The sequence below is a fragment of the Nonomuraea sp. MG754425 genome, from assembly GCF_021699195.1.
GTDB lineage: Bacteria > Actinomycetota > Actinomycetes > Streptosporangiales > Streptosporangiaceae > Nonomuraea.
On record NZ_SSXE01000316.1, the window covers coordinates 1 to 6,697 of the forward strand.

The 6,697-nt window shown below is 70.9% G+C and carries 6 protein-coding genes; 3 read left to right on the forward strand and 3 right to left on the reverse strand.

From position 1 onward, the window contains the following. Positions 1-328 precede the first annotated feature (328 nt). Positions 329-1,354: an AI-2E family transporter gene (locus FAF44_RS51210; RefSeq protein WP_237110767.1), complete on the forward strand. Its 1,026-nt coding sequence runs from the start codon at positions 329-331 to the stop codon at positions 1,352-1,354. Between the two features lie 21 nt (positions 1,355-1,375). On the opposite strand, the gene FAF44_RS51215 is transcribed toward FAF44_RS51210, so the two are convergent. Continuing rightward, the gene (locus tag FAF44_RS51215; protein WP_237110768.1) at positions 1,376-2,101 is read right to left on the reverse strand and encodes a helix-turn-helix transcriptional regulator; all 726 of its coding nucleotides are present in this window, start codon (positions 2,099-2,101) and stop codon (positions 1,376-1,378) included. Positions 2,102-2,137: 36 nt separating this feature from the next. Then, positions 2,138-3,028: a hypothetical protein gene (locus tag FAF44_RS51220; protein WP_237110769.1), complete on the reverse strand. Its 891-nt coding sequence runs from the start codon at positions 3,026-3,028 to the stop codon at positions 2,138-2,140. A gap of 273 nt (positions 3,029-3,301) precedes the next feature. Here FAF44_RS51220 and erm point away from each other — a divergent pair, with 273 nt between their 5' ends. Then, entirely contained in the window at positions 3,302-4,135 is an 834-nt protein-coding gene (gene erm / locus FAF44_RS51225) for an ErmE/ErmH/ErmO/ErmR family 23S rRNA (adenine(2058)-N(6))-methyltransferase (RefSeq protein ID WP_237110770.1), read from the forward strand. Here erm and FAF44_RS51230 read toward each other — a convergent pair. Next, positions 4,124-5,509, reverse strand: coding sequence for a hypothetical protein (locus tag FAF44_RS51230; RefSeq protein ID WP_237110771.1), 1,386 nt, complete (start codon positions 5,507-5,509; stop codon positions 4,124-4,126). The two genes, erm and FAF44_RS51230, sit on opposite strands and share 12 nt — an antisense overlap. A 117-nt stretch (positions 5,510-5,626) precedes the next feature. Between FAF44_RS51230 and FAF44_RS51235 the strand changes: the two genes are divergently transcribed. After that, positions 5,627-6,697 (forward strand): molybdopterin-dependent oxidoreductase (locus FAF44_RS51235; protein ID WP_237110772.1); only part of this gene is annotated, 1,071 nt, incomplete at its 3' end.

Sequence of the window (6,697 nt, forward strand, 5' to 3'; positions counted from 1 at the left end):
GCGGCCCCCGCTCGGAGGCGTTCATTTCGTCGTTGTGGTCTTAATTCTTTCAGCCGTTCAAGTCTCTGTCAAATTGACCCGACTTGCTCAACCTGCTTGAAATTAATCCCTGCCCCCTTTCGGAGACAACCCCTCTAACTTACCAGCCGATCAGAGTGCATGAGCACGCTTCACCGCGATGGTGGAGTCTGGAGGTGGCCCCCGAGTGGGTCCGGCGATCAAGCCGTCCCCGTGGGACTGCTGAACTCTATGTACGCCTCCCGGAACCGTCAAATCGATGGTGCGCCGTTCCCACAGGGGTAGGAACGGGGGTGTGCTAGATCAATCCGTGCCCCGTGCGCTCATCATCCTGGTGGGCATCGCCGCGGCGGTGGTCGTGCTCTTCGGGATCCGCGAAGTGGCCTCCATCGCCGGCCCCGTGGTGCTGGCGCTCGTGCTGGTCATCGCCGTGTCCCCGGTGCGTGGCTGGCTCAGGGCCAGGAGAGCCCCGGTCTGGCTGCAGGTGGCCGTGCCGTTCCTCATCGTCGTCCTGCTGCTGATCGGGATGTTCGGCATCCTGACCATCTCGGCCACGCAGCTCGCCTCGCTGCTGCCCAAGTACACCAACCAGTTCGAGCGGCTGCTCGCCGAGGCCGAACGGTTCGCGGCCACGCACGGGATCAGCAACGACGTGCTGAACAAGGCGTTGCAGGCGTTCGACCCCGGGCGCATGCTGGGGCTGGCGCAGAGCCTGCTCGGCAGCCTGATCGGGGTGCTCACCGCGCTCTTCCTCATCGTGGTGCTGTCGCTGGCGATGTCCCTCGACGCGCCGACGACGGCGCGCATCCTCAGCACCGGTGAGGGCAACCGGCCGCACCTCGTCACGGCGCTCTCCGTGTTCGCGCACAAAACCCGGCGCTATTTGATCGTCTCGACCGTCTTCGGGCTCATCAGCGCGATTCTCGACGTGATCGCGCTGACATTGCTGGACGTGCCGCTGCCACTGCTCTGGGGTGTGCTCGCACTCATCGCCAACTACATTCCGAACATCGGTTTCGTCATCAGCCTGGTGCCGCCGGCGATACTCGCGCTGCTGGACGGCGGCGTGCGGACGATGTTGCTGGTGATCGCCGCCTATATCGTGATCAATGTCGTGACGCAGTCGTTCATTCTGCCGAAGTTCCTGGGTGACGCGGTCGGGCTGTCCACCACGATGACGTTCATCTCGCTGATCGTGTGGACTTTCGTGCTGGGGCCGCTGGGGGCGATTCTCGCCATTCCGCTGAGCCTGCTGACACGGGCCTTGCTGATCGACAGCGATCCGAGTGCCACGTGGGTGCGGGCGCTGGTGTCCGGCCGGATTCCCCGCGGTTGATCCCGGAGGAGATCGACCGGATCAGAGCAGGCTGCCCATCGGCACCCCGCTCAGGCGCTTGACGTCGTTCGCGAGGTGGGCCTGGTCGGCGTAACCCGCCGTGGCCGCCACCTGTGCCAGCGGGGTGCCCGCACGGGCCAGCCGCAGGGCGTGCTGGAAGCGGACGATGCGCTGGAGGGTCTTGGGCGGGTAGCCGAAGGAGAGCAGGCTGCGGCGCCGGAGCTGGCGCTCGCTGTAGCCGAGGGCCCAGGCCACCTGCGAGACCGTACGGCCCTCGCCCAGACCGGCGGCGATGGCCCGGGAGTCCGGATCGACGGCCGTCCGGCCGCCGCCGGCCGTCAATCGTCTGCCGACCGCGGCCTGGAGGACGTCGAGACGCGCCTCCTTCGACCAACTTCCTGAGGGCATGGGGCCCAGCGCCTCGGTGAGCTCGGTCAGCAGCCCGCTCCAGCCCGGCAACTCCGCAACCGGCACCCGCCGGTCACGCAGTTCCTCCAGCGGCACCCCGAACAGATCGCCCACCGCGCCGGGCCGGAACCGCACCCCCACCAGCGCCTGCCCCGCCTCCAGAGTGGCCGGCATCGGCCCCGTGTCAGGCCCCGCGACGAACGGGCCGCCGGGACCCCAGATGAGATCGACGCAGGCGTCGGGCACCACGAGCTGGGTGGTGGCGACCTCGCTGGTGCGGTGCCACGCGCAGGCGAGGCGGCCGGCGAGGACGGCGCTCGGGGACCGCTCCACGTACATGCCTCCAACGTACGCGGTGTCTCCGACAGAACCGTCTCACCCGGGCAGCCGCCCGTAGGCGCGCAGCGTCTTGAGGCGTTCCACGGTGAGGTGGCCGCCCCACTCGTGCTCCACGAGGGGGGTCCAGATGAGCCAGTTCGCGCGCCAGCCGCCGTCGGGCGACTGCGCGGCCTCGAGCGCGTCGAGGTGGGCGTCCAGGACGTCCTGCGTGAACAGCGGCAGCCGGGACGGCTCGGGGGCGAAGTCCAGGGGGAGGTGCACCGGGCCGGTTGCGTCCGGGTCGAAGGTGACGGTGGCGAGCAGGGCGTCGCGCAGCCGGGCGAACTCCGCCTCGGCACGCTCCCTGTCGGGTGCCCAGCCGAGGAACGTCAGCGCCGCGCGTGCCTCGTACGGCTCGAACTCCGTCCGGGCGCCGAGCCTCGACCAGCAGAAGTCGGTGGCGGCGGCCAGCCAGGGGTGGGCGCTGCCGTGCTTGTGCAGCAGACCGGCGACGGAGGCGGTGGGGACGAGGTGCCCGGGCGGGTCGTCGCCGCTCTCCCACCAGGGCGCGCGTGGCGTGTCGCGGACCGTGGGCAGCACGAACGGCACGCCTCCGTCGGCCGTGCTGACGGAGGAGAGGAACGCGCAGGCGGCGGGCACCATCGGCGAGTCGAAGGCGTCGAACTCGTCCAGGATCCAGAAGGCCGCCTCGACGGGCTCGGGCTGGCTGCCCGAGCCGCGCAGGTCGGGTTCGAGCGCGTGGCCGAAGCCTCCGTCGGCGTTCTGGTAGCAGCGCAGCGCGTTGAGCACGCGGGAGCGGGAGCCGTCGCGGAACAGCGCCTCGAAGCGCAACCTGTCGATCAGCCGCCCGTGGTGGTGCAGGTAGTGCTCAGCCCTGTCGAGCACGTCCATGGCGGTGGGTCCTTCCGGGGAGGGGCGAGCGGTCATGGCGGCGAAGCTACCCCCTCGCCGGGAGCGAGCTCTTGTGAGAATCGGACATGCCGCGCGTTAATTGCGTTGCCCGGCCGCGAACCGGACACCTACAGTGACCGCCATGTCATGCATGTGCTGCTGCCCGATGTTCATCCGCATCCGCCACGGCCGGGCTCTGGCCCGCCCGCGGACGCGATGACGCAGGTCGACGACCTGAGCTGAGCGTCCGCAGGCGCGCCCAGGGCCCTTCGAGACCCGTTCATCTCGAGGACCCGAAGGGGCAGCGCTGTGGCGCAGAATTTCGCGCACGGAAACTATTCACACACCCAGCGGCAGGCTCGCAAGGCCGGAGGCTCCGGCGGCGGTCGCACGCCCGCGGATCGGGCGCGGCGCGAGCTGTCGCAGAACTTCCTGGCCGACCGGCACGCCGTCGAGCTGATGATCAAGGCCGCCGCGCCCGAGGGGCTGGTGCTGGAGCCCGGACCGGGAGCGGGCGTGCTCACCCTGGCGCTGGCCGAGGCGGGCGCGCGGGTGGTCTGCTACGAGATCGATCCGCGGCTGGCCGGACGGCTGGCCTCGCGAACCCGCGGCGACGCCCGGATCGACGTCGTCAGGGGCGACTTCACGACCGCGCGGGCGCCGCGTGAGCCGTTCGCGGTCGTGGGGAACATCCCCTACTCCGTCACGTCGAAGATCGTGGACTGGTGCCTGCGCGCACCGGCCCTGACCTCGGCGACGCTGCTCACCCAGCGGGAGTACGCCCGCAAGCGCACCGGCGACTACGGCCGCTGGAGCCTGGTCACGGTCGAGTCGTGGCCGTGGTTCGGCTGGCGGCTGGGTGACACGGTCGGCAGGGAGAGCTTTCGTCCCGTGCCGTCGGTGGACTCGGCGATCCTGCGGCTGGAGCGCAGACCTGAGCCACTGGTGCCGGACCGCCGCTCCTATCAGGAGCTGGTGGAGCTGGGTTTCGGCGGCGTGGGCGGCTCGGTGCGCGCCTCGCTGCGCGCCCGCTACGACGGCGTGGACGCCGCGCTGTCGGCGGCCGGGGTGGCCCGTGACGCCGTCGTGGGCCACGTCCACCCCGACCAGTGGGTGACGTTGTGGGGGCGCCTATGCCGATGACCTGACCGTGGCCCGGTCGGAGACGGAGGAGGCCAGGCCGTGGGCCGTCGCGTTGCGGCGGTCCCACGGCAGGGCCAGCAGGAGGACCGGCAGCAGCACGATCGAGGCCCGCGACCAGTAGGTGTGCTGCAACCACCATCCGCCGGAGTCGAACTGCGTCATGACGAGGTAGCCGTAGGCGGCCCAGAACGAGCAGCCCAGGATGGCCGGCCAGGCGAACCGGGTGGGCCGGGCGACCAGGAACGGCATGAACCACAGCAGGTACTGGGCGCCGAGCCGGGGCGTGACGACCATGAAGATGAGCAGGACGGCGGTGGTCATGTCGATCGGGTCGGCCCGCCGCCACCACAGGACGACGAGGACGACGCAGACGTAGATCAGGTTGGTGCCGAACGAGGCCAGCTCGGGCCGCAGGTCCCAGCTTCCTCCGGTGAACCAGGGTGTCCAGCCCCATTCGCCGACGATGGGGCGGATGTCGCGGATGGTGTCGATGACCGCGGGGAGCTGGTTGATCGAGGTGCCGGCGAAGATCGGCAGGGTCACGAAGAAGAAGATCGGCACCAGCCCGGTGGTGAACAGGGCGGCCACCCGGGAGCGCAGGTTGGGCAGGAGCAGCAGCATGCCGGGGACGAGCCAGATCGGCCAGCTCTTCGCGCACAGCGCCAGGCCCATGAGCAGGCCGGCCAGCGCGCCGCGCCTGAGGTGGGCGCGGTCGTCTTCGGCGGGCAGCAGGGCCCGGTGCAGCATGCCGCCCCGGCCGATCACCCGCGGGACGGAGGCGCGCACGCCGTACGCGGCCACGCCCCTGCGCACCCTGGCGACCACGTCGGTGACCACGCCGGGCCGGTGGGGGTCGCCGGGGCCGCGGGCCACGACGAACGCGGCCACGCCGAACACCAGCGCGACGGGCTCCACCTGGCCGTGCACGGAGGCGACGAGCACGGCGAGCGGGTTGAACGCGTACTGCAGGGCGCGCAGCGACGCCTTGGGGCCGCCGGCCAGCTTGGCGACCAGCGGGATGAGCACGATGTCGGCGACCACGGTGACCAGCCGGCCGGCGAACTCCCAGGGGATGCCGAGCCACAGCAGGATGCCGTACATGTACGGGATGGTCGGCAGGAAGTGCCAGCCGCCCTCGCTGGCCAGCACGGGATCCTCGCCCCGCAGCACGGCCTCGCCCGCGGGCCGGAAACTGTTGACGAAGTCGACGGGCTGCCAGGTGTCGATCGCCGACGTGTACATGATGAGCACGCGTACGACGACGCCCACCAGGATGGCGACCACGAGAGGTGGTCGCCAATCACGCCATTGGGCGACGAGAGCGAGCACAACACCGGCGACGAGGACGATCCCCGTGAGAACTGCGTAATCCATGGCGGCCCCTAGCCTGCCGCACCTCGGAGGCTGCTGCCACCTGGGCTTCCAATTCTTATCCCCGACATGCCGACACGTATCCCCATACGACATCACGGTCTGTGTTGAACTTTTTCCATGGGGGGATCGCAGGTCAACCAGGCACTGGTCAGGCTCTATTTCGAGGCGGGAGAGGGGCTGCGGGACCCGGTCGCCACCTGGGCGAAACTCACAGCGAATTCACAGCTCTACCAGCGTGCCCGCGGCGAGCGGCGGGTACCCCTGGACGACGGGACGGCCGCGGAGATCACGGCGGCGGCGATCGCGTACACCGCCGCGCGGCACGGGGCCGACCGGGTGGCGGCGCTGGCCACCTCGCCGCTGGCCGGGCTGGTCGGCGGGCTCGGCGGGGCGGTGCTGACCGAGCATCCGTGCGCGCCCGAGCAGGTGCTGGGCCCTCGTTTCGCCGGTCCGCGGGCCGATGACTGGGCGCGGGCGGCGTACGTGCTGCTGTGGGGCGAGAACAACCGTCTCGTCCGGACGGCGGGCACCCCGCTGGTGATCGCCGGGCGGTACAAGGGGCAGAAGGTGGTCGCGATCGGCACGCATCCCACCCGGCTGTCGGACGAGACGCTCGTGGTGCGTCCGGGCACGGACGGGGCGCTGGCCATGGCCATGGGGCACGTGCTGCTCAAGGAGTTCTTCCTCGACCGGACGCCGTTCACCGGGCACGCCATGGAGCACACCGACCTGCCGCTGCTGGTGCGGCTGCGGGAGCGGGAGGAGTCGTACGTGCCCGGTGGGCTGACGGGCGGGGCGTACGGGCGGCTCAGCCTGTACGGCGGGGAGGCCGTGCAGGTGCTGCTGCCGCGCTTCGACGACGGGCCCGGGGTGCTGCGGCGCGGCGTGCCGGTGCTGCGGGACGGCGACGAGCTGGTGACGACCGTGTTCGACCTGCTGCTCGCCTCCTACGGGGTGGCGCGCCCCGGGCTGCCCGGCCGCTGGCCCGGCGGGTACGACGACCGGGCGGAGCCGTACACGCCGGCCTGGCAGGAGGCGTACACGGGGGTGGCCGCGTCGCGGGCGTTGAAGACGGCGCGGGAGCTGGGGGTGACGGCGGAGAAGACCGGCGGCCGGTGCGTGATCGTGCCGGGACGGCTGGAGACCCCGCACGCCGACACCGCCTACCGGGCGATGCTGGCGTTGCTG

Excerpts from the sequence above, each read along its gene's own strand:
- FAF44_RS51230 (WP_237110771.1), bottom strand. The coding sequence starts at position 5,509 with ATGGATTACGCAGTTCTCACGGGGATCGTCCTCGTCGCCGGTGTTGTG.
- FAF44_RS51220 (WP_237110769.1), bottom strand. The coding sequence starts at position 3,028 with ATGACCGCTCGCCCCTCCCCGGAAGGACCCACCGCCATGGACGTGCTC.
- FAF44_RS51215 (WP_237110768.1), bottom strand. The coding sequence starts at position 2,101 with ATGTACGTGGAGCGGTCCCCGAGCGCCGTCCTCGCCGGCCGCCTCGCC.